General features: G+C 67.5%; 21 protein-coding genes. 6 read left to right on the forward strand and 15 right to left on the reverse strand.

The window, feature by feature from the left end; all coding sequences use genetic code 11:
- Positions 1-32: 32 nt before the first annotated feature.
- From coxB to ACTJLD_RS38505, 3 genes are all read right to left on the reverse strand, one after another.
- Positions 33-1,628, reverse strand: a complete 1,596-nt coding sequence (gene coxB / locus ACTJLD_RS38495; RefSeq protein ID WP_059688660.1) for a cytochrome c oxidase subunit II — start codon at positions 1,626-1,628, stop codon at positions 33-35.
- A 57-nt stretch (positions 1,629-1,685) separates the two neighbouring features.
- Positions 1,686-2,210 (reverse strand): DUF2244 domain-containing protein, encoded by a 525-nt coding sequence (locus ACTJLD_RS38500; RefSeq protein WP_021163744.1) that lies wholly within the window; start codon positions 2,208-2,210, stop codon positions 1,686-1,688.
- 195 nt (positions 2,211-2,405) lie between these two features.
- The gene (locus ACTJLD_RS38505; protein ID WP_027789060.1) at positions 2,406-3,371 is read right to left on the reverse strand and encodes a methyltransferase domain-containing protein; all 966 of its coding nucleotides are present in this window, start codon (positions 3,369-3,371) and stop codon (positions 2,406-2,408) included.
- A gap of 81 nt (positions 3,372-3,452) precedes the next feature.
- On the opposite strand from ACTJLD_RS38505, the gene ACTJLD_RS38510 reads away from it, so the two are divergent.
- Positions 3,453-4,250, forward strand: a complete 798-nt coding sequence (locus ACTJLD_RS38510; RefSeq protein ID WP_440661410.1) for a ComF family protein — start codon at positions 3,453-3,455, stop codon at positions 4,248-4,250.
- A gap of 105 nt (positions 4,251-4,355) precedes the next feature.
- Positions 4,356-4,826, forward strand: a complete 471-nt coding sequence (trmL, locus tag ACTJLD_RS38515; RefSeq protein ID WP_021164234.1) for a tRNA (uridine(34)/cytosine(34)/5-carboxymethylaminomethyluridine(34)-2'-O)-methyltransferase TrmL — start codon at positions 4,356-4,358, stop codon at positions 4,824-4,826.
- 34 nt (positions 4,827-4,860) lie between these two features.
- On the opposite strand, the gene ACTJLD_RS38520 is transcribed toward trmL, so the two are convergent.
- The 5 genes from ACTJLD_RS38520 to ACTJLD_RS38540 all read right to left on the reverse strand — a co-directional run bounded on the left by ACTJLD_RS38520 (position 4,861) and on the right by ACTJLD_RS38540 (position 7,777).
- The gene (locus ACTJLD_RS38520) at positions 4,861-5,385 is read right to left on the reverse strand and encodes an O-acetyl-ADP-ribose deacetylase (RefSeq protein WP_027789058.1); all 525 of its coding nucleotides are present in this window, start codon (positions 5,383-5,385) and stop codon (positions 4,861-4,863) included.
- A gap of 95 nt (positions 5,386-5,480) precedes the next feature.
- Positions 5,481-6,479 (reverse strand): NAD(P)H-dependent glycerol-3-phosphate dehydrogenase, encoded by a 999-nt coding sequence (locus ACTJLD_RS38525; protein WP_027789057.1) that lies wholly within the window; start codon positions 6,477-6,479, stop codon positions 5,481-5,483.
- A 28-nt stretch (positions 6,480-6,507) separates the two neighbouring features.
- Positions 6,508-6,990 carry a protein-export chaperone SecB gene (gene secB, locus ACTJLD_RS38530; protein ID WP_011353285.1) on the reverse strand — a complete coding sequence of 161 codons (483 nt, stop codon included), beginning with the start codon at positions 6,988-6,990 and terminating at the stop codon, positions 6,508-6,510.
- A gap of 107 nt (positions 6,991-7,097) precedes the next feature.
- Entirely contained in the window at positions 7,098-7,358 is a 261-nt protein-coding gene (gene grxC, locus ACTJLD_RS38535) for a glutaredoxin 3 (RefSeq protein ID WP_021164237.1), read from the reverse strand.
- A complete protein-coding gene (locus ACTJLD_RS38540; RefSeq protein ID WP_021164238.1) occupies positions 7,355-7,777 on the reverse strand; it encodes a rhodanese-like domain-containing protein in 423 nt (140 codons plus the stop codon). Before ACTJLD_RS38540 ends, grxC begins: the two co-directional genes overlap by 4 nt.
- 136 nt (positions 7,778-7,913) lie before the next feature.
- Between ACTJLD_RS38540 and gpmA the strand changes: the two genes are divergently transcribed.
- The 3 genes from gpmA (at position 7,914) to ACTJLD_RS38555 (ending at position 11,359) form a co-directional block, all read left to right on the forward strand.
- Complete coding sequence (gene gpmA, locus ACTJLD_RS38545) at positions 7,914-8,660, forward strand: 2,3-diphosphoglycerate-dependent phosphoglycerate mutase (protein ID WP_027789056.1); 747 nt, start codon at positions 7,914-7,916, stop codon at positions 8,658-8,660.
- 291 nt (positions 8,661-8,951) lie between these two features.
- Positions 8,952-10,499, forward strand: coding sequence for a S41 family peptidase (locus ACTJLD_RS38550; RefSeq protein WP_027789055.1), 1,548 nt, complete (start codon positions 8,952-8,954; stop codon positions 10,497-10,499).
- A 107-nt stretch (positions 10,500-10,606) separates the two neighbouring features.
- Positions 10,607-11,359 (forward strand): HesA/MoeB/ThiF family protein, encoded by a 753-nt coding sequence (locus tag ACTJLD_RS38555; protein ID WP_059688657.1) that lies wholly within the window; start codon positions 10,607-10,609, stop codon positions 11,357-11,359.
- 72 nt (positions 11,360-11,431) lie between these two features.
- On the opposite strand, the gene ptsP is transcribed toward ACTJLD_RS38555, so the two are convergent.
- The 7 genes from ptsP to ACTJLD_RS38590 all read right to left on the reverse strand — a co-directional run bounded on the left by ptsP (position 11,432) and on the right by ACTJLD_RS38590 (position 18,865).
- Positions 11,432-13,204 carry a phosphoenolpyruvate--protein phosphotransferase gene (ptsP, locus tag ACTJLD_RS38560; RefSeq protein WP_059688699.1) on the reverse strand — a complete coding sequence of 591 codons (1,773 nt, stop codon included), beginning with the start codon at positions 13,202-13,204 and terminating at the stop codon, positions 11,432-11,434.
- Positions 13,205-13,414: 210 nt separating this feature from the next.
- Positions 13,415-13,684, reverse strand: a complete 270-nt coding sequence (locus tag ACTJLD_RS38565; protein ID WP_006477716.1) for an HPr family phosphocarrier protein — start codon at positions 13,682-13,684, stop codon at positions 13,415-13,417.
- Positions 13,685-13,757: 73 nt separating this feature from the next.
- A complete protein-coding gene (locus ACTJLD_RS38570) occupies positions 13,758-14,228 on the reverse strand; it encodes a PTS sugar transporter subunit IIA (protein WP_027789052.1) in 471 nt (156 codons plus the stop codon).
- Positions 14,229-14,458: 230 nt separating this feature from the next.
- Positions 14,459-15,415 carry a glutathione synthase gene (gene gshB, locus ACTJLD_RS38575; protein ID WP_027789051.1) on the reverse strand — a complete coding sequence of 319 codons (957 nt, stop codon included), beginning with the start codon at positions 15,413-15,415 and terminating at the stop codon, positions 14,459-14,461.
- Between the two features lie 26 nt (positions 15,416-15,441).
- Entirely contained in the window at positions 15,442-16,731 is a 1,290-nt protein-coding gene (gene gshA, locus ACTJLD_RS38580) for a glutamate--cysteine ligase (RefSeq protein WP_011353295.1), read from the reverse strand.
- Positions 16,732-16,974: 243 nt separating this feature from the next.
- Positions 16,975-18,489 (reverse strand): ammonium transporter, encoded by a 1,515-nt coding sequence (locus ACTJLD_RS38585; RefSeq protein WP_027789050.1) that lies wholly within the window; start codon positions 18,487-18,489, stop codon positions 16,975-16,977.
- A 37-nt stretch (positions 18,490-18,526) separates the two neighbouring features.
- The gene (locus tag ACTJLD_RS38590; RefSeq protein ID WP_027789049.1) at positions 18,527-18,865 is read right to left on the reverse strand and encodes a P-II family nitrogen regulator; all 339 of its coding nucleotides are present in this window, start codon (positions 18,863-18,865) and stop codon (positions 18,527-18,529) included.
- Between the two features lie 355 nt (positions 18,866-19,220).
- On the opposite strand from ACTJLD_RS38590, the gene ACTJLD_RS38595 reads away from it, so the two are divergent.
- Positions 19,221-19,472, forward strand: a complete 252-nt coding sequence (locus ACTJLD_RS38595; RefSeq protein WP_006489451.1) for an accessory factor UbiK family protein — start codon at positions 19,221-19,223, stop codon at positions 19,470-19,472.
- Positions 19,473-19,519: the final 47 nt, after the last annotated feature.

Here is a 19,519-nt window from a genome sequence, read left to right on the forward strand (position 1 = left end):
AATGCGAATACGTCGACTAACTCAGCGACACGTCAAGCCGCCGGCCCGATCTCGACACGCCGGGCTTCCTTCGCGTCCGCCCCGCCCGTGATCGTTTCCGGCTTTTTGAGAATAATGTGGTCTTCCGCCACGCCTGCTGCCTTCAGCGCGTCGCGCACGGCTTGCGCGCGATGCTTCGCCAGTTCGGCGTTCGCGTCGGCCGAGCCCGTCTTGTCGGTGAAGCCCGACAGCGCGAGCTTCGCGTCCGGATGTGCCTTCGCATAGTCGGCCGCGGCGGCGATCGCCGCTTTCGCGTCGGCCGGCAGCACGCTCTTGCCCGTCTCGAAGTAGATCGTCGACAGTGCGGCCGATGCCGACGCTGCCGCCGGCTGTTCGGCTGCGCCCGACGCGGCTTGCGCCGGCGCCGAAGCCGCTTCGGCCGGTGCTGCAGCGCCTGCGGTGTCTTCCGGCATCTTGCCGTTACGCGCGTCGGCCACTTGCTTCGGCTGCAGCAGGTCGTTCTTGTGGTTGCCCCACGAGTTGCGTTCGTACGTGATGACCGAAGCGATGTCGAGATCCGACAGCGACGCCCACGACGGCATCGCGCCCTTGCCGTGCAGCACGCGCTCGACATGGCCGGCGATCGGGCCGTTCACGATCGGGCTGCCGTCCATGGCCGGGAATGCGCCGAGGCCCTTGCCGCTCACCTGGTGGCAGGCCGCGCAGTTCGCCTTGTAGACTTCCTCGCCGTGCGCGACGAGTTCAGCCATCGTGTAGACCTTGTTCGGATCGACTGCGGCGCCGGCCAGCTTGGCCTTCTGCGCGGTGACCCACTTCGCGTAGTCTTCGTCCGACAGGACTTCGACGACGACCGGCATGTACGCATGTTCCTTGCCGCACAGCTCGGTACAGAAACCGCGGAACGTACCGACCTTGTCGGCCTTGAACCACGTGTCGCGCACGAAGCCGGGGATCGCATCCTGCTTCACGCCGAACGCGGGCACGTACCACGAGTGGACGACGTCGTTCGCGGTCGTGATGATGCGGATCTTCTTGTTGACCGGCACGACGAGCGGGTTGTCGACTTCCTGCAGGTAGGTGTCGGTGATCGGCTTCTTGCCCATCACTTCGTCACGCGGGGTGCTGAGCGTCGACAGGAAGCCGATGCCCTCGCCCGGGCCCTTCACGTAGTCGTAGCCCCACTTCCACTGGTAGCCGGTGACCTTGATCGTGAGATCGGCGTTGGTCGTGTCCTTCATCGCGACGACGGCCTTCGTCGCCGGCAGCGCCATCAGCACGACGATGACGAACGGCACGATCGTCCAGATGATCTCGACGGTCGTGCTTTCATGGAAATTGGCGGCCTTGTGGCCCTTGGATTTGCGGTGCGCGAAGATCGAATAGAACATCACGCCGAACACGCCGACGAAGATCACCGTACACAGGATCAGCATCATCGTGTGGAGATCGTAGAGCTCCTCGGCGATTTTCGTGACCGGCGGCTGAAAGTTGATCTCGTTGACGCGGGGGCCGCCCGGGCTATCACCGACCGCCAGGGCGGCACCGGCAAAGAGCAATCCGCTGCATGCCAGCACGCCCGTGAGGGCTCGCTTGATTGTTTTCATAGCATCCTTACCCAAAATTTCCATTCAAACCCTCCCCCGTCGCAAGCCTCCGGCCCGTTTCCGGCCAGTGCCCGCGCCTCGTCAGCCGCAGCGCCTGAGCGATGCGCGCAGTTCGTCCGCGAACTGCGCACGCTTGTACTGCGCGAGATGCTGCCCGATTACGACGGTCTGCCCGCGCGATACCAGCCGAATCGGATCGCGTGGCGTCGCACCCGGCTCGACCCGCACCCAGCGCGGGTTGAATTCGATCTGCGTGAGCCGCTCCGCATCCATCCGCTCGATCACGAGCCGGTGCGGATACAGCCTGATGCGCTCGTAATCGACCGCATGGCGAGCATAGATCGCAAATGCGACACCCACCGCCAGCAACTCGATTCCGGTGAAGGGCATGACGAGCCAGGCCCCCCGCCACATCAGCAATGTCGCGATCACCAGCGAGAAGCCCGCGAGCGACGCGTAAAACAGCACGAACTGGCGCGGCGACGCCGAACAGTTGCGTTTCATCAGCCAGTCTTCGAGGACCGGCTCGCCGTTCGTCGTCTCCGCCAAAACCCTCGCTGCTTCCATCGCCGCCTCACGCGAATGGCATGCGATGCATGCCTGCATCGGACTCGTCGCCCCGTATTGCGGGGACCCCGGGACGACAAGCTGACGCATTATAGGCGGGTTCAATGGCATCCACAAGCAAGCGGCTATCGCCCCGCAAGCCAAGCGCGACAAGCTTTCCGGCCATTTCAGGCGCCAATTCGACCCCGCTTTGCGCCGCTAATTTCAGACATAACAAAACCCCTCTTTACCGCTCTACCGATTCTTCGGACGCCCCTTTCCGATGTCCTCGATGCGCACGATCCCGTGCCCCTCGGCGGTCGTGCGCGGCACGGCCTTCCACGCGTGGCCGTAGATCACTTCGAACGTCAGGGCGATCGTGCCGTCCGCACGCCGGCGCGCCTCCAGCGCGTCGCCGAGCGCCGCGCGAAAGCGCCGGGTCGCGCGCTGCGGCGCCTCGCGCTCGAACGGATAGGCGCCCCAGCGGCGCACATCGGCCAGCAGGGAGTCGGGGGTCTTGTAGGTGACGGTCAGCACTTCCTGATCCATCACGGGAATCTCGAAGCCGCTCTCGACGAGCATGTCGCCGAGGTCGTGCATGTCGACGAAATCGATCACGCGCGCGGCGGGCGGCGCAATGCCGAGCGCCGCTTCCGCATCCGCGCAGGCCGCGCGCAGTTCGCGCAGCGTGTCGGGGCCGAGCGTGCTGAACATCAGCAGCCCGTTCACGCGCAGCACGCGCTGCCATTCGGGCAGCACCGTGTCCGGACGCGAATGCCAGTGGAGCGCGAGATTCGACCAGATCAGGTCGAACGCGCCGCCCGGGAACGGCAGCGCGGCGAAGTCGGCCTGGGCGACGCGGGGGCCGCGCTGGCCCAGCGCACGGCCGAGCGAGGCCGGCAGCCAGCGGCGCCAGCTCGTCTGCTCGACCTCGCGCTGACCGGCTCGCGCGAGCATCGCGCCGGACAGGTCGACGCCGAATACGGGTGCCTCCGGAAAGCGCGCGCGCAGCGCCGGCAGGTCGTCCCCCGGGCCGCAGCCCGCGTCCAGCACGGCCGCGGGGCTTACCTTGATGTATTCGAGGCGCTCGTTCATCCGCTGCGCGATCTCGCGCGGCAGGAACGCGACCGCGTCGAACGTGGCGGCGCGGCGGTCGAAGATCCGCCGCAGGCGCCTTGCGTCATTGGCCGGACGGCCGGTTGAAGTCGAAGCTGGGGACATGTCGGGCACACTGGCGAAGAGCCCGAAGTATACTCGCTCGCCCCGCGGGCTTCATTGAGGCGGGGTGTCAGGAGTGTTGCGATGATCCGCAGTTCCGCCCGGCGCACGATGCGCGTCGCTTTGTCGCAGGTTCGCGCGCTGGCCGCGCGCGTCGCCGCGGTCGCGCTGCCGAATCGCTGCGCACTGTGCGGCAATTTGTCACACACGATGATTTGCGTCGCCTGCGACGCCGCGTACTGGAACGAAGCGCGGCTGCGCTGCGGCGTCTGCGCGATACCGCTGGGCATCGGGCAACCGCGTTCGCACCGGTCCCGCGGCGCTCGCGCCGGCAGTGCGGACGCGTACCGTTGCGACGCGTGCCGTGCGGCACCGCCGCCGTTCGATGCGACGCTCGCGCTGGCGGATTACCGCGCACCGCTCGACGGGCTCGCGCGCGGCCTGAAGTTTCACCGGCAACTCGCGCTCGGCACCGAATTCGCGGCACGGCTCGCGCGGCTGATCGACGATACGCCCGGCGCCCGCGGCTTCGACCTGGTGGCGCCGGTGCCGCTGTCGCACCGGCGGCTCGTCGCGCGCGGCTACAACCAGGCGTGGGCGATCGCGCGCCCGCTCGCGCGTCGGCTCGGGGTGCGCGCGGATGCGGCGCTGCTCGCACGCGTCGCCGACACCGCGCCGCAGTCGCGGCTCGACCGGCACGCACGGCGCGACAACGTGATCGCGGCATTCGCGGTGGCGGGCGGCGTCGCCGGCCGCCACGTTGCGCTCGTCGACGACGTGATGACGTCCGGCGCGACGCTCGCGGCCGCCGCGCACGCACTGAAGGCGGCGGGCGCCGCACGCGTGACGAATCTGGTTGCGCTGCGCACCGCCAGGGATTAATTAGATAGAGAGGCCGACCGACCGGACACGGCGGCGGCCGTCACGAACCGGCCGGCCGGGAACGCGCGCGTAGCGCCGCCCCGGCCGGCCCAGCCAAACCGAAACATGTTCAACGTCGTCCTCGTCGCCCCCGAAATCCCGCCGAACACCGGCAACGTGATCCGCCTGTGCGCCAACACGGGCGCGCGCCTGCACCTGATCGAGCCGCTCGGCTTCCCGCTCGACGACGCGCGGATGCGCCGTGCGGGCCTCGACTATCACGAGTATGCGCAGATGCGCGTACACCGCGACTGGGACGCGTTCATCGCGGCGGAAACGCCCGATCCGGCGCGAATGTTCGCGTTCACGACACGCGGCTCGGGCCGCTTCCACGATCATGCATTCCTGCCCGGCGACTGGTTCGTGTTCGGCTCGGAGACGCGCGGCCTGCCCGCCGAGCTGCTCGAGCGCTTCCCGAACGAACAGCGCGTGCGCCTGCCGATGCGGCCGGACAACCGCAGCCTGAACCTGTCGAACACGGTCGCGGTGGTCGTGTTCGAGGCGTGGCGCCAGGCCGGGTTCGAAGGCGGCGCATGACGCCGGGACGGCGCCTCCCGCCCCGCGGAAGGCGTCACGTCCGCGCGAGCCGCGCACGGTACAGGTCGTAGATGTCGGGGGAAAAGCACGCGAACACCACGCGCGCGAGGTTCGGCGCCTGCGGCAGCATTTCGGCGACGGTGCCCACGGCGATGTCGACGGCTTCTTCGGCCGGATAGCGATAGATTCCGCAGCTGATCGCCGGGAACGCGATCGACGTCGCCGCGACCTCCTCGGCCAGCTCGATCGCGCGGCGGTAGCACGACGCGAGCAGGTCGGCCTCGCCGCGCCCGCCGCCATGCCACACGGGCCCGACTGCATGGATCACGTAGCGCGCCGGCAGCCCGTGACCGCGCGTGAGCCTGGCGTCGCCCGTGTCGCAGCCGCCGAGCGTGCGGCACTCGGCGAGCAGGCCGGGGCCGGCCGCGCGGTGGATCGCGCCGTCGACGCCGCCCCCGCCGAGCAGCGAGCCGTTCGCGGCGTTGACGATCGCGTCGACATCGAGCGTCGTGATGTCGACGACCTGCGCGTCGAGCGTGGTGGAATGGATCTGCAGCATGACAACCTCCCGGAGCGCCGGAGACTGTTCAAGCGTAGCGCGCTTTGACGCCGCGCGCCCACGGCGAACACGGCACCGGGCTGCGCCCGGCCGCGCTACTCGGCGCGCGCGTCGCGCCGCAGCAGGCCGCTGACGGCGTCGCGCGGCGCGATGCCGTCGAACAGCACGCCGCACACGGCTTCGGTGATCGGCATTTCGATCGACTGCGCCCGCGCGATGGCCAGCACGGCCTGCGCACAGCGCACGCCTTCGGCCACGTGGCCGAGCGCGCCGAGGATATCGTTCAGCGTGCGGCCGGCCGCCAGTTGCAGGCCGACCGTGCGGTTGCGCGACAGGTCGCCCGTTGCGGTGAGGATCAGGTCGCCGAGGCCGGTCAGGCCCGTGAAGGTTTCCGCACGGCCGCCGAGCGCGACGCCCAGCCGCGACATTTCGGCGAGGCCGCGCGTGATCAGCGCGGCACGCGCGTTCAGCCCGAGGCCGAGGCCGTCGGCGATACCGGTCGCGATCGCGAGCACGTTCTTCACCGCGCCGCCGACCTCGACGCCGACCACGTCGTCACCCGTATAGATCCGCATCGCGCCGTGATGAAACGCGGCGAGCGTGCGCTCGCGGCATTCGGCGGACGTACTCGCCACCGTCAGCGCGACGGGCAGCGACTGCCCGACCTCGCGTGCGAAGCTCGGCCCCGACAGCACGCCGTTGCTGTGCTGTTCGGGCAGCTCGGCCGCGATCACCTGGTGCGGCAGCAGATGCGTGTCGGCCTCGAAGCCCTTGCAGACCCAGACGATGTGCGCGGGCACGCAGCCCGCGGCGCGCATCGCGTGACACAGCGTGCGCAGCCCGGCCACCGGCGCGGCGATCACGCACAGAGCGTCGTCCGCGGCGCCGTGCGCGAGCGCGGCGCCGAGATCGGCGTCGTAGCGCAACGCGTCAGGCAGCGCGATGCCGTCCAGATAGCGGGAATTTTCGTGCCGGGCCTGCAGCCCGGCGATGAGCGCGGCATCGCGCGCCCACAGAAGCGTATCGTGCCGCGCGGCCAGATGGCCCGCGAGCGCGGTGCCCCAGGCACCGGCGCCGAGAACGGCTACTTTCATACCCAGCACCGGTCCTCCGAGTAAAACGTCAGTTCAGCGTCGTGCCGTTCGGCGCGCCTGCTGCGGCGCCGGCCTGCTGCTGAAGCTGCGCGAGACGCTGTTCGTACAGCGCCTGGAAGTTGATTTCCGCCAGGTGGATCGGCGGGAAGCCCGCGCGCGTGATCGCGTCGGCGATGTTCGAACGCAGGTACGGGAACAGGATCGTCGGGCACGCGATGCCGACGAGCGGGTCGAGCTGTTCGTCCGGAATGTTGCGGATGTCGAAAATGCCGGCCTGCTTCGCTTCGATCAGGAACGCGACCTTGTCCTTCACCTTCGCGGTAACGGTGCCCGACACGACGACTTCGAACACGCTTTCCGCGAGGCGGTCGGCCTTCACGTCGACTTCGACTTCAACCGACGGCATGTCCTGCTCGAGGAAGATCGCCGGCGAATTCGGCTGCTCGAGCGACATATCCTTCAGGTAGACGCGCTGGATGTTGAAGAACGGTTGGTTTTCGACGTCGGACATGGTGTTTCCCTAAAAGTGGTGACGGGGCGGCCCGGCTTCGCGCCGGCCGCCACGGATGAATCCTGCGCGCCCAAGCCGCGGCGCGGCCGGCGGCCATTCTGCCCTAATCAGGCCGCTTGCAGAAGCGGAACGAGCCCGCCTTCGCGGTCGAGCTTCGACAGATCGTCGTAGCCGCCGACGTGCGTGTCGCCGATATAGATCTGCGGCACCGTGCGGCGCCCCGTGCGCGACATCATTTCGTCGCGGCGGGCCGGATCGCGGTCGATCAGCACCTTCTCGATCTGCTCGACGCCGCGCAGCTTCAGCAGGCGCTCGGCCTGGATGCAATACGGACACACCTGCGTGCTGTACATCAAAACCTTGTTCACTTCGCCACTCCTTGTTTGACGACCGGCATCCCGGCCTGCTGCCAGGCAGCCACGCCGCCCTCGAGCACGTGCACCTCGGCGTAGCCCGCCGCCTCGACCTCGCGCGCCGCCTTCTGCGACTGCTGGCCGTTCTGGCAGACGAGCAGCACCGGCGTGCTCTTGTTCTTCGCGACCTGCGCGATCTTCGCGCCGATCTCGCCCGCCGCGACCTGACGGGCCGACGGCAGGTGGCCGGCCGCGAAATCGGACGCGGCGCGCACGTCGATCACGACCGCGTTGCGGCGGTTGATGAGTTGCGTCGCCTCCGCGGCCGACAGGCCGCCGCGACCGCGGCGCAGCGCGGGCCAGGCCAGCAGGCCGCCGGATACCACCAGGATCGCGATAAGGGCCAGGTTGGTGTAATCGGTAAAGAACGTCACGGAATTCCGCCGGAAAAAGAGAAATCGGATGAGGACAATCCCGCCATTATAAAATAACCGTCTTGCGCGATGGCGGGCCCCGGTCGGGTCCCGTACGACGCGCCCCGCTTCCCTATCACTACCGACCGCAAGATCCATGTACAAACTCGTTCTCATCCGCCACGGCGAATCGACGTGGAACAAGGAAAACCGCTTCACCGGCTGGGTCGACGTCGACCTGACCGAACAGGGTCGCAACGAGGCCTACCAGGCCGGCGAATTGCTCAAGGAGGCCGGCTACACGTTCGACATCGCGTACACGTCGGTACTCAAGCGCGCGATCCGCACGCTGTGGCACGTGCAGGACAAGATGGACCTGATGTACCTGCCGGTCGTCCACTCGTGGCGCCTGAACGAGCGCCACTACGGCGCGCTGTCGGGCCTGAACAAGGCGGAAACGGCCGCGAAGTTCGGCGACGACCAGGTGCTCGTGTGGCGCCGCAGCTACGACACGCCGCCGCCCGCGCTCGAGCCGACCGACGAACGCGCGCCGTTCAACGACCCGCGCTACGCGAAGGTGCCGCGTGAGCAGCTGCCGCTCACCGAGTGCCTGAAGGACACGGTCGCGCGCGTGCTGCCGCTGTGGAACGAGTCGATCGCCCCGGCGGTCCGCGCCGGCAAGCAAGTGCTGATCGCCGCGCACGGCAACTCGCTGCGCGCGCTGATCAAGTACCTCGACGGCATCTCGGACAGCGACATCGTCGGCCTGAACATCCCGAACGGCGTGCCGCTCGTGTATGAACTCGACGAGAACCTGAAGCCGATCAAGCACTATTACCTCGGCGACCAGGACGCGATCGCGCAGGCGCAGGCCGCCGTCGCGAAGCAGGGCAAGGCGGGCTGACGCCCGTCGGCCGGATGAGCCGGCCAGGCCGGGCGGGCCGCGTCCGGCGCGGCATGCCCGGCCCCGCCCCTTGCCGGCGCACCGCGCGAACCTTCGCGCCCCCGGCGCTGTCGAATCCGCTTTCGAACCCGCGGCGCGCCCGGCGGTGCCCGGCCGGGCCGCCTTCCGGGCCCGCCGCGACGCCCGCTGCGACGCAATTCGCGCCGTTCCACTGAGTCTTCGGACGAACAGTTATACTTGTCCGCTACATCCCCGCTACCGCCACGCGCTTCCCGACCGCACCAGATCTCTATGCGAATGAAATTGAAGAACATCGGCCTGATTGCCGCGGGCCTCGCCACGGGCGTGTTCGCCACGCTGCAGGTTTCCGCATCGGCCGAGCAGACCGCCACGGCGCCGCTTCCCCTCGACCAGCTCCGCCTGTTCGCGGAAGTCTTCGGACAGATCAAGCGCGAGTACGTCGAACCGGTCGACGACAAGAAGCTGCTGACGGCCGCGATCAAGGGCATGGTGTCGAGCCTCGACCCGCACTCGTCGTTCCTCGACAAGACCGACTATGACGAGCTGCAGGAGCAGACGAAGGGCCGCTTCGCGGGTCTCGGCATCGAGATCTCGCAGGAAGACGGCCTCGTCAAGGTGATCTCGCCGATCGAAGATACGCCCGCGTTCCGCGCCGGCATCCGTCCGGGCGACCTGATCACGCGCATCAACGACAAGCCGGTGCGCGGCATGACGCTCGACAAGGCCGTGAAGCAGATGCGCGGCGAGCCGGGCACCAAGGTCACGCTGACGATCTTCCGCAAGAGCGACGACCGCACGTTCCCGGTCACCGTCACGCGCGCGATCATCAAGGTCCAGAGCGTGAAGATGAAGATCCTCGATCCGGGCTATGCGTATGTCCGCATCACGAGCTTCCAGGAGCGCACGACGCCCGATCTCGCACAGAAGCTGCAGGACATCGCACGCCAGCAGCCGAACCTGAAGGGCCTCGTCCTCGACCTGCGCAACAACGGCGGCGGCCTGCTGCAGAGCGCGGTCGGCGTGGCCGGCGCGTTCCTGCCGCCCGACTCCGTCGTCGTGTCGACCAACGGCCAGATCCCCGATTCGAAGCAGGTCTACCGCGATACGTACGACAACTATCGCCTGCCGTCCTTCGACGGCGATCCGCTGAAGAACCTGCCGCCGGTCTTCAAGACGGTGCCGATGATCGTGCTGACGAACGCCTATTCGGCGTCCGCGTCGGAAATCGTCGCCGGCGCGCTGCAGGATTCGAAGCGCGCGCAGATCATGGGCAAGACGACGTTCGGCAAGGGTTCGGTGCAGACGGTCCGCCCGATGACGGCCGACACCGCGCTGCGCCTGACCACCGCGTACTACTACACGCCGAGCGGCCGTTCGATCCAGAACAAGGGCATCACGCCGGACGTGCCGGTCGATCAGTACGCGGACGGCGATCCGGACGACGTGCTCGTGACGCGCGAGGTCGACTACACGAACCACCTCGCGAACACGCAGGATCCGAACGAGAAGAAGGAACAGGAAGAGCGCGAGCAGCGCCGGATGGATCAACTGCGCGTCCTCGAAGAGCAGAACGACAAGAAGACGCCGGAACAGCGCCAGAAGGATCGCGATCGCAAGCCGATCGAGTTCGGCAGCGCCGACGACTTCATGATGCAGCAGGCGCTCAACAAGCTCGAAGGCAAGCCGGTTCAGGAATCGAAGTCGCTGCTCGCCGAAAGCACGAAGGGCACGGCCGGCAAGGCCGCCACGGCCCCGAAGGCATCGGGCGCAAGCGCGAAGCCGGCTTCCGCACCGAAGCCCGCGTCGGCGCCGAAGTAAGCGCCGGCCGGCATCCGACGGGCCATCGCGGGAAGACCGCGATGGCCCGTTTTTCATGCGCGCCTAAAATAACGACACGTCCGCCGCTTCGCCCACGACTCCCCCCCATGAACGACGATCAACTCCTTCGCTACTCCCGCCACATCCTCGTCGACGAAATCGGCATCGAGGCGCAGCAGCGCTTTCTCGATGCGCATGCGATCGTCGTCGGCGCGGGCGGCCTCGGCTCGCCCGCCGCAATGTACCTCGCGGCATCGGGCGTCGGCACGATCACGCTCGTCGACGCCGATACGGTCGATCTCACGAACCTGCAGCGGCAGATCCTGCACGTGACGGCCTCGGTCGGCCGCAGCAAGGTCGAATCGGGGCGCGACACGCTCGCGCAACTGAACCCCGAGGTGAAGGTGCACGCGGTCGCCGCGCGCGTCGACGACGCATGGCTCGACGCGCACGTGCCGAGCGCGACCGTCGTGCTCGACTGCACCGACAACTTCGCGACGCGGCACGCGATCAACCGCGCGTGCGTCGCGCACGGCGTGCCGCTCGTGTCGGGCGCCGCGCTGCGCTTCGACGGCCAGATCAGCACGTTCGATTTCCGCGACCCGGCCGCGCCCTGCTATGCGTGCGTGTTTCCGGAAGACCAGCCGTTCGAGGAAGTCGCGTGCGCGACGATGGGCGTGTTCGCGCCGACGGTCGGGATCATCGGCGCGATGCAGGCCGCCGAGGCGCTGCGCGTGATCGGCGACATCGGCAAGACGCTCAACGGGCGGCTGATGATGCTCGATTCGCTGCGGATGGAATGGACGACGATGAAAATCGCGCGCCAGGCCGACTGCCCCGTGTGCGGGGGCCGGCACTGACGCGCGACGGGCATGCGCCAGGCGGCGCATGCTTGGTGACACTTCGCTACTTTTTGAGCGGCAACGTGGCGCCTATGCGGCCGCATCCGCGCGCGGCTCGGCGACCGACAGGCGCTGCAGCGCCGCCTGCACTTCCTCCGGCTCGAACGCCGCGAGCACGTCGGCCGTCGGCTTTTCGAGCGCCTTCAGGTGTGCGCGCAGGATCTCCTGCTTCACGACGAGCAGCTGGCTCGGGTGCATCGAGAACTCGGTGAGCCCCATCCCGAGCAGCAGGCGCGTAAGCGCCGGGTCGCCCGCCATCTCCCCGCACACCGACACGGATACCCCCGCGCGCTTCGCTTCACGCAACGTATAGGCGATCAGGTGCAGCACGGCCGGGTGCAGCGGGTCGTACAGGTGCGCGACCGCGTTGTCGGCACGGTCGATCGCGAGCGTGTACTGGATCAGGTCGTTCGTGCCGATCGACAGGAAATCGAACCGCTTCAGGAACAGCGGCAGCGCGATCGCCGCGGCCGGAATCTCGATCATCGCGCCGATGCGCACGTTCGGATCGTACGCGAGCCCCGCGTCGTCGAGCTGGCGCTTCGCCTCGCGAATCAGGTCGAGCGTCTGGTCGATCTCCTGCGCGTGCGCGAGCATCGGAATCAGGATCTTCACCTGGCCGAACGCGGACGCACGCAGGATCGCACGCAACTGCGTGAGGAACATCTGCGGCTCGGACAGGCTCCAGCGGATCGCGCGCAGGCCGAGCGCGGGGTTCGGCGCCGTCTCGTAGCCCTCGTCGAGCGCCTCGAGCGGCTTGTCCGCGCCGACGTCGATCGTGCGGATCGTCACCGGCATGCCCTTCATCCACTCGACGGCCCGCTTGTAGGCGGCGAACTGCTCCTCCTCTTCCGGCATCTCCTTCTGGTGCATGAACAGGAACTCGGAACGGAACAGCCCGACGCCGACCGCGCCGGCCTCGACGGCCGCCTTCGCGTCGTCGGGCAGCTCGATGTTCGCGTACAGATCGATCTTGGTGCCGCACAACGTTTGCGTCGGCGAGAACTTCAGACGCTGCAGCTTGCGTTGCTCCAGCAGCTTCTCGGACTGCCGGTACGAATACTCCTCGAGGACGATCGGCGCCGGATCGACGATCACGATGCCCTGGTCGCCGTCGACGATGATCAGGTCGTCCTGGCGGATCAGCGCGCTCGCGTGCTGCACGCCGACCGCGGCCGGAATGCCGAGGCTGCGCGCGACGATCGCCGTGTGCGACGTGCGCCCGCCGAGGTCGGTGACGAACGCCTGGAACGACTGCGACTTGAACTGCATCATGTCGGCCGGCGCGATGTCGTGCGCGACGACGATCATCTCGTTCGTGCCGTTCGCGGCCGCGCGGTCGAGCGCCTGCGACGCGGACGGTGCGCCGGCGAGCGCCTTCAGCACGCGCTCGACCACCTGCTCGATGTCGGCCTTGCGCTCGCGCAGGTATTCGTCCTCGATGTCGTCGAAGTGACGCGTGAGCAGCTCGAGCTGCTCGGTCAGCGCCCACTCAACGTTGTAGCGGCGCGTGCGGATCAGGTCGATGGTTTCCTGCACGAGCATCTCGTCGCTCAGGATCATCGCGTGGACGTCGATGAATGCACCGACCTCGCTCGGGGTGTCGTCGGTCAGGTCGGCGCGCAGCGCCTCGAGTTCGTGATGCACGACATCGAGCGCCGTGCGGAAGCGCTCGACCTCGGCATCGATCTGGTTTGCGTCGATCAGGTAATGGGCGACGTCGAGCGCCGCCGGCGCGATCAGGTACGCTCGCCCGATCGCGATACCTCGTGAGACGGGAATGCCATGCAGCGTGAAGGACACGCGCACCTCCTCTGTACAAGTAAAGCCGCGGCACACTGCTGCGATGCGCTTATGACCCCGGTTAGCGATTATAAATTCCGCGACTCCCCGCTGACTGCATGCACCGCAGCATTGCGCATTCCGCATCAATGCTTCCGACGAAAAAAATGCCGCGGAATCCGCGGCATTCTGACTGGAAACGGCAACGATCCCGTGCGCGGCGCGCGCGGATCACTGGCCTTCGCCGAACTTGTCCGCGATCAGTTTCAGCAGTGCGTCCATCGCTTCCCGCTCGTCGGGCCCTTCGGTCTCGATCGTCACGGTGCTGCCGATGCCCGCCGCCAGCATCATCACGCCCATGATGCTCTTCGCGTTGATCTTGCGCCCGTTGCGCGTCATCCAGACTTCCGACTGGAAGTTACCGGCCAGTTGCGTAAGCTTGGCCGATGCGCGCGCATGGAGCCCCAATTTGTTGACGATGGTGGTTTCTTGTTGAAGCATGATTCTCGGTCGGGTCGGTCGGGACCGCCGGCGGCGCGCGCCGGCGGTGCTGTCTAAAACGGAAAACGGGAAATCAGTGCGACTCGGTGCGCGGTTGCGGTTCCGGCGGAATCGGCGCGCATTGGCCGCAGCCGGTTTCCGTCGGCGGCGGCGGCGTGCCGGCCGACACCTCGTGGACGCCCTTCGCCCCGCCGGACAGCGCCTTGTCGACGAGCTTGTCGAGCGGCACGGTGCGGTAGCAGACGGCCCGCACGAGCATCGGCAGGTTCACGCCCGCCAGCACGCGCACGTTGTCGAGCTTCGCGAGCTGGCCGGCGATGTTCGCCGGCGTCGCGCCGTACATGTCGGTCAGCACGACCACGCCGTTCTCTTCGCGGAGCCGCGCGAGCTCCGCGTGCGCGAACGCCATCACCTGGGCCGGATCGCTGTCCGCCATCACGTCGATACAGCCGATGCGGGCGGGCACGCCGCCATAGATGTGCGCGATGCAGTCCCGCAGCGCGGTGGCGAGCGGGGCGTGCGCGATGATCAGGATCCCGGCCATGTCAGATCGCTCCCGGCCGCCCCTGGCGGGCCGATACCCCGCGGCGGGGCAATGAGCGTAGCGAGTGTGGGAAACGTTTCATGGTCAGCCTTGCAACAGTTTCGGCCCGACCGCCGGGCCTTTGGTGCGCGATCGCGGCACCGGGCAAGCGGGCATTGTAGCAGGCCGGTCGAGCTGCTCCGGCGACGGGGGACCTGCGCGGCCGCCGCCGGGGTTGCGCGGGAGACGGCCTACGCGGCCGCACGCTCCAGCGCGTCGATGAACATCGCGGCGACGTCGAAGCCCGTCTGCTCCATGATCTCGCGGAAGCACGTCGGGCTCGTGACGTTCACCTCGGTCAGCCAGTCGCCGATCGCATCGAGGCCGACCAGCAACAGCCCGCGCGCCGCGAGCACGGGCCCGAGCGTGTCGGCGATCTCGCGATCGCGCGCGGTCAGCGGCTGCGCGACCCCGAGCCCGCCCGCCGCGAGATTGCCGCGCACCTCGCTGCCCTGCGGAATCCGCGCGAGCGAATACGGCACCGGCTCGCCCGCGATCAGCAGGATGCGTTTGTCGCCGGCCTTGATCTCGGGAATGAACTTCTGGATCATCAGCGAGCGCGTGCCGTCATGGCCGAGCATCTCGATGATCGCACCGAGGTTCATGCCGTCGGCCTTCACGCGGAACACGCCCATCCCGCCCATCCCGTCGAGCGGCTTCACGATCACGTCGCCGTGCTCGGCGTGGAAGGCGCGCAGGCGCGCCGCATCGCGCGTGACGAGCGTCGGCGCGACGAATTGCGGAAACTCGCCGATCGCGAGCTTTTCCGAGTGATCGCGAATCGACTGCGGCTTGTTGAATACGCGCGCGCCCGCCCGTTCGGCAAGCTCGAGCATCCACGTGGCCGTTACGTATTCCATGTCGAACGGCGGATCCTTGCGCATCAGCACCGCGCCAAACGACGTCAGCGCACGCGACTCGTGAGCGGCCGCCTCGTACCACGGTTCGCGGTGCAGGTCGGCCGTGTCGCCGACGATCGTCACGCGCTGCACGTCCGCCTCGACACCGCTCCCCGTCCATGCGAGCTGGTGCGGCTGGCACGCGTACACCGCATGCCCGCGCCGCGCGGCCTCGGCCATCATCGCGTAGGTCGAATCCTTGTAGATCTTGAAGCGCTCGAGCGGGTCGGCGATAAAGAGAATGTCCATGAGGTCCTGTACTTGGCGAAGGTCCGTTATACCTGGATGGCTTCGGGGTCGGTCTTTTCCAGTTCGATCGACGACGCGATCAGCGACAGCCGCGCGACGACGCCGTACATGTAGAAACGGTTCGGCGGCGCGGCACCCGGCTTCGCGCCGGCATCCGGCAGCGCGGTGTGCTCGAAGCCGAGCGGCACGTAGTGCATGCCGGGCGCGTTCAGGTTCTGGTCGCGCTCGCGGCCGGCGTGCGTGCGGTAGAAGCCGCCGACCACGTAGCGGTCGATCATGTATACAACGGGCTCGGCCACTTCGTCGCCGACGCGCTCGAACGTATACACGCCTTCCTGCACGATCACGTCGCGCACCGCGAGGCCGGCCTTCGACTCGGCCATCTGCGCGCGCTCGGCCTTCGACATCCGGCCGATCTCGGCCGCGTCGTGCACGGTCATCACGCCGCGCCCCGCCGTGCCCGCGTCGGCCTTCACGACGACGTACGGCTTTTCGCTGATCCCGTATTCGCGGTACTTGCGCGCGATCTTCTTCAGCACGCCGTCGATCGCGTCGGCGAGCGCCTGCTCGCCTTCATGCGCCTGCCAGTCGACACCTTCCACGTGCGCGAAATACGGATTCACCATCCACGGATCGACGCCGACCATCTTCGCGAACTTCTTCGCGACGTCGTCGTAGCACGAGAAGTGCGTCGACTTGCGGCGCACGGCCCAGCCCGCGTGCAGCGGCGGCAGCAGGTACTGCTCGTGCAGGTTTTCCAGCACGGCCGGGATGCCGGCCGACAGGTCGTTGTTCAGCAGGATCGAGCACGGGTCGAAATTCTTCAGGCCGAGGCGGCGCTGCGAACGCTCGAGCGGTTCGAGCACGATCTTCTGGCCGTCGGCCAGCGTGATCGGCGTCATGTCGGTGATGCTCGGGTCGAGCGAGCCGAAGCGCACGTTCAGGCCGGCCTGGCGCATGATCGTCGCGAGGCGCGCGACGTTTTCGAGGTAGAACGCGTTGCGGGTCGGCAGCTCGGGAATCACGAGCAGGTTCTTCGCGTCCGGGCAGATCTTCTCGATCGCGGCCATCGCGGCCTGCACGGCGAGCGGCAGCACTTCGGACGGCAGGTTGTTGAACGCGCCGGGAAACAGGTTCGCGTCGACGGGCGCCAGCTTGAAGCCGGCATTGCGCAGGTCCACCGAACAATAGAACGGCGGGGTGTGTTCCTGCCATTCGAGCCTGAACCAGCGTTCGATCGCAGGCGTCGCGTCGAGGATCTTCTGCTCGAGTTCGAGCAGCGGACCGTTCAACGCCGTAACGAGGTGGGGAACCATGAATCACTCGCGAGCGGGAGAATGAAGATTGTAGAGCAATTGCCTTGCCCATTTGGGGATTGTTCCCGGCTTCACAAGGATATGCAGGAAGTTTTCGGCTATTGACCCGATAGAGTGAAGGGTTATCCGCTACGTCAGTGCGTGACAGGAGAAAAAAAGCCCGCCGGGTAGGCGGGCCGAAGTCGCTGCGCTCATTCGGGGCGGGCGCCGTCGTCGCGGCGGCCCGCCGTTGATTCGTGTGACTTATTCCACGTGCTCGCCGTGCAGGATCACGTCGAGACCTTCGCGCTCTTCCTCTTCGGTCACGCGCAGGCCCATCGTCAGGTCGATCAGCTTCAGCAGCACGAAGCTCAGCACGCCGCTGTAGACCAGCGTGATCAGCACGCCCTTCGCCTGCAGCAGCAGGCTGCCGTCGGCGCCGCCGATGTCCTTGACCGCGAACACACCCGTCAGCAGCGCGCCGAGAATCCCGCCGATGCCGTGCACGCCGAACGCGTCGAGCGAATCGTCGTAGCCGAGCTTCGACTTGAGCCAGGTCGCCGACCAGAAGCAGACGACGCCGGCGGCGATGCCGATCACCAGTGCACCCGCCACGCCGACGAAACCGGCAGCCGGCGTGATCGCCACGAGACCCGCGACCGCACCCGACACGATGCCGAGCACCGACGGCTTGCCCTTCGCGATCCACTCGGCAAACATCCAGCCGAGCGCCGCGCAGGCGGTCGCCACTTGCGTGGTCAGCATCGCGAAGCCGGCACGGCCGTCAGCGGCGACCGCGGAGCCCGCGTTGAAGCCGAACCAGCCGACCCACAGCATCGAGCCGCCGATCATCGTCAGCACGAGGTTGTGCGGCGCCATCGATTCGCGGCCGTAGCCGACGCGCTTGCCGAGCACGAGGCACGACACGAGGCCCGCGATACCGGCGTTGATGTGCACCACCGTGCCGCCCGCGAAGTCGAGCACGCCGTCGGCCGACAGCCAGCCGGTCGGCTCCCACACCATGTGCGCGACCGGCACGTAGACGATCAGCGACCAGAGCGTCATGAACACGAGCATCGCCGAGAACTTCATGCGATCGGCGAACGCGCCGCAGATCAGCGCCGGCGTGATGATCGCGAACGTCATCTGGTAGACGAAGTAGACCGATTCCGGAATCGTCGTCGCGAGATGGCTGACGGTCAGCGTCGTCGCCTTGTCGCCCTTGATGTAGTTCATGCCGTGCAGGAATGCGCGCGACAGGCCGCCGATGAAGCCGTTGCCTGGCGTGAACGCGAGGCTGTAGCCGACCACCGTCCACAGCACCGTGATCACCGCGGTGATCGCGAAGCTCTGCATCACGGTCGCGAGCACGTTCTTCTTGCGGACCATGCCCGCGTAGAACAGCGCGAGGCCCGGGATCGTCATGAACAGCACGAGCGCGGTCGACGTCAGCATCCACGCGGTGTCGCCCGCGCTGATCTTCGACGAATCGACCGAGAACGGTGCGGTCGGCGCAGCCGGTGCGGCCGGCGCGGACGCGGCGGCGGCGGCCGATGCGTCGGCGGCGCCCGAAGCCGGTGCGGCGGCAGCGGCCGGTGCAGATGCATCGGTTGCAGCCGGTGCCGAAGCGGCCGGCGCGGCGGCAGCCGAGGCGTCGGAAGCCGTTGCGGCGGGCGCGGACGCAGCGGCGGCGGACGCCGCGTCGTCGGCGAGCGCGGAGCCGACGCCTGCCGCGATCAGCGAGCCGGCCATCAGCAGGGACATCAGAAGTTTGCGCATCTTGGGTTTCCTCTTGTCGCTTGTCTTGTCTGTTCTGTTACAGCGCGTCTGCGCCCGTCTCCCCGGTGCGAATCCGGATCACCTGTTCGATCGCCGTGACGAAGATCTTGCCGTCGCCGATCTTGCCGGTGCGCGCGGCCCGCTCGATCGCCTCGACCGCCTGGTCGACGAGATCGTCGGACACCGCTGCCTCGATCTTCATCTTCGGCAGGAAATCGACCACGTATTCGGCGCCGCGATACAGCTCGGTGTGCCCCTTCTGGCGGCCGAACCCTTTTACCTCGGTCACCGTGATTCCCGAGACGCCAAGCGCCGACAGCGCCTCGCGCGTCTCATCGAGCTTGAACGGCTTGATGATTGCGGTAATGAGTTTCATGAAGTCCTCTCGCTGAGTTGTCCCGTCGAATTGGTTGGAATGTTGTAACGGACTCTCCTCAGCAACTCGCATGCCATGTCGATTCGAGCACCGTTTCAAAGGGCTTCATCAAGGGGTCGCATCCCGCGATGTAAGGTGCGCAAGCCCGGCCGAATGGCCAACGCGGGCCGCTTTGCTGGCGCGGCGAAAGGAACGTTGCTAGAGTGCACGCACGTCCCGGGTCACCGGGCCATTCACCCATGCCGGCGCCATGCCCGGAATTCGCGCCCCCGGCGCACCATTTCCGGTCATGCGTGCATCATGGGCACGTACGCAACTGAAGATGCACATTTTTTGTGCAAGGAAGGGGAATCACATGAAGCAACCCAGCGACGTTTTCAACGATCTGCAGTCGCGCGTCAGCGATCTGCTGAAAAACTCGCCGGCCAAGGACGTCGAGCGCAACGTGAAGGCCATGCTGTCGCAAGGCTTTTCGAAACTCGACCTCGTCACGCGCGAGGAATTCGACACGCAGGCGCAAGTGCTCGCCCGCACCCGCGTGCGCCTCGAGGAACTCGAAAAGCGCGTCGCCGAACTCGAGCAGAAGCTCGCCGCGCCGCAAGCCTGACGCCCCACCCGGCCTCAAGGTCCGGGCGCGGGCCGCCTCGTGCGGCC

The sequence above is a fragment of the Burkholderia sp. 22088 genome (genome assembly GCF_052045915.1).
Classification (GTDB): domain Bacteria; phylum Pseudomonadota; class Gammaproteobacteria; order Burkholderiales; family Burkholderiaceae; genus Burkholderia; species Burkholderia cepacia.

What these genes read in the sequence shown, in the direction of transcription:
- ACTJLD_RS38520 (WP_027789058.1), bottom strand. Translation starts at nt 5,385, where the DNA reads ATGCTGCAGATCCATTCCACCACGCTCGACGCGCAGGTCGTCGACATC.
- ACTJLD_RS38555 (WP_059688657.1), top strand. Translation starts at nt 10,607, where the DNA reads ATGAACGACGATCAACTCCTTCGCTACTCCCGCCACATCCTCGTCGAC.
- ACTJLD_RS38585 (WP_027789050.1), bottom strand. Translation starts at nt 18,489, where the DNA reads ATGCGCAAACTTCTGATGTCCCTGCTGATGGCCGGCTCGCTGATCGCG.
- secB (WP_011353285.1), bottom strand. Translation starts at nt 6,990, where the DNA reads ATGTCCGACGTCGAAAACCAACCGTTCTTCAACATCCAGCGCGTCTAC.
- ACTJLD_RS38570 (WP_027789052.1), bottom strand. Translation starts at nt 14,228, where the DNA reads ATGGCCGGGATCCTGATCATCGCGCACGCCCCGCTCGCCACCGCGCTG.
- ACTJLD_RS38565 (WP_006477716.1), bottom strand. Translation starts at nt 13,684, where the DNA reads ATGCTTCAACAAGAAACCACCATCGTCAACAAATTGGGGCTCCATGCG.
- ACTJLD_RS38550 (WP_027789055.1), top strand. Translation starts at nt 8,952, where the DNA reads ATGCGAATGAAATTGAAGAACATCGGCCTGATTGCCGCGGGCCTCGCC.
- gpmA (WP_027789056.1), top strand. Translation starts at nt 7,914, where the DNA reads ATGTACAAACTCGTTCTCATCCGCCACGGCGAATCGACGTGGAACAAG.
- ACTJLD_RS38500 (WP_021163744.1), bottom strand. Translation starts at nt 2,210, where the DNA reads ATGCAGGCATGCATCGCATGCCATTCGCGTGAGGCGGCGATGGAAGCA.
- trmL (WP_021164234.1), top strand. Translation starts at nt 4,356, where the DNA reads ATGTTCAACGTCGTCCTCGTCGCCCCCGAAATCCCGCCGAACACCGGC.
- ACTJLD_RS38595 (WP_006489451.1), top strand. Translation starts at nt 19,221, where the DNA reads ATGAAGCAACCCAGCGACGTTTTCAACGATCTGCAGTCGCGCGTCAGC.
- coxB (WP_059688660.1), bottom strand. Translation starts at nt 1,628, where the DNA reads ATGGAAATTTTGGGTAAGGATGCTATGAAAACAATCAAGCGAGCCCTC.
- gshA (WP_011353295.1), bottom strand. Translation starts at nt 16,731, where the DNA reads ATGGTTCCCCACCTCGTTACGGCGTTGAACGGTCCGCTGCTCGAACTC.
- gshB (WP_027789051.1), bottom strand. Translation starts at nt 15,415, where the DNA reads ATGGACATTCTCTTTATCGCCGACCCGCTCGAGCGCTTCAAGATCTAC.
- ACTJLD_RS38525 (WP_027789057.1), bottom strand. Translation starts at nt 6,479, where the DNA reads ATGAAAGTAGCCGTTCTCGGCGCCGGTGCCTGGGGCACCGCGCTCGCG.
- ACTJLD_RS38505 (WP_027789060.1), bottom strand. Translation starts at nt 3,371, where the DNA reads ATGTCCCCAGCTTCGACTTCAACCGGCCGTCCGGCCAATGACGCAAGG.
- ACTJLD_RS38510 (WP_440661410.1), top strand. Translation starts at nt 3,453, where the DNA reads ATGATCCGCAGTTCCGCCCGGCGCACGATGCGCGTCGCTTTGTCGCAG.
- ACTJLD_RS38590 (WP_027789049.1), bottom strand. Translation starts at nt 18,865, where the DNA reads ATGAAACTCATTACCGCAATCATCAAGCCGTTCAAGCTCGATGAGACG.